The 1,250-nt window shown below is 75.8% G+C and carries 1 protein-coding gene; it reads left to right on the top strand.

What is annotated here, in order from left to right:
• Window positions 1-27 precede the first annotated feature (27 nt).
• A partial coding sequence (locus GWK61_RS54655; protein ID WP_194922302.1) for a sensor histidine kinase occupies window positions 28-1,250 on the top strand: 1,223 nt, incomplete at its 3' end.

Genomic DNA, 1,250 nt, shown 5'->3' with positions numbered 1-1,250 from the left:
GCGGGACGTGCGGGGCGGGCGGGGACTGTGTCGGCACGGGCGGCGGAGCGTGCGGGACGGCCGGGGGCGCTGGGCGCTCCGGGCGCTTCCGGCGTTCCCGGCGTTCCCGGGGTTCCGGGAGTCCCGACCAGGCGCGCACGGATCCGGAATCTGGCGGCCCGGGACTGGTCCGGCGCCGACGGGGCCGAGTATGTCGTGTTCCTTCCGCTCGCGTTCCAGATCGGGGTACTGCCCGCCGCGGCGCTGGTCTACGTAGGCGGCTTCGGGGCTTCCGGGAGCGTGTCGATCCTGGCGCTGTGCGCGGCGCTGGTGGCCGCCACGGCCGGGCTCGGGTTCGGCGCGCTGCACGGTGTCCCGGTGCGGCTGGTGCTGCTCGTGGACGCGCTGCTGGCGGTCGCCGGGAATCTGGCGATGGGTGCGATCTCCACTCCGTCGGTGCGCGCGGTCGAGGTGTCGTGGCAGTACTTCGCGGGCTGCGTCGCGTTGTGGACGCTGGTGCGCGGGGTGGCTGCCGGGCTGGGCGCGGCCTCGCTCGGGATGGTCGTGCGGCTGGCGATGGTCGCCGATTCCGACGCGATCCGGTCGCGCGGCGTCGCGGTGGTGACCGCCTCGTTCCTCGGCGACGTCGCGGTGCTGCTGGTCGCGGTGCTGGTGTCGGCCGGAGTGCTGGCGGTGCTGGAGCGGGACGCCGAGCGGCTGCGGACCGGGGTGCGGCGCTCGCTGCACGACACCGTCTTGCAGACCCTTGAGGCGATCGCCCTGACGCTGCCGGGCGACGCGGACAACGCGGCGCGCCGGCTGCGCGAGGTGCGCGCGGTCGCGCACGCCGAGGCGGTCGCGCTGCGCCGGGAGCTGTCCCGGCGCACCGAGGCGCGCAGCACGCCGAGTGTGGTCGAGGGCCTGGTCGGGCTGAGCACCGAGCTGGCGCGGGACGGGCTGCGGATGCGCCTGGACGCGGCCGAGGGCGTGGACGGCGCGGACGGCGACGACGGCCTGACGCCGCAGCGCCGGGCCGCGCTGCTGGCCGCGACCCGTGAGGCGCTTCGCAATGTGCTGAAACACTCCGGGGTCGCCGAGGCGCTGGTCCGGGTCTGGGACGAGCCGGACGGGCTGACGGTGGTGGTGCGCGGACGGGCCTGTCAGGACGATGCGGTCACCGCGCATGAGGACGGTGGTGTCCCGGCGAGTCAGGCCACTGACGGGATCGACGACGGCGGCGTGAGTGAGTGCGAGCTCTGCGCCGGCTGCCG

This window comes from Catenulispora rubra (assembly GCF_015356825.1).
Lineage (GTDB): Bacteria > Actinomycetota > Actinomycetes > Streptomycetales > Catenulisporaceae > Catenulispora > Catenulispora rubra.
The sequence above is the reverse complement of the archived record's forward strand: the minus strand, read 5'-3'. Positions and strand labels throughout refer to the sequence as shown.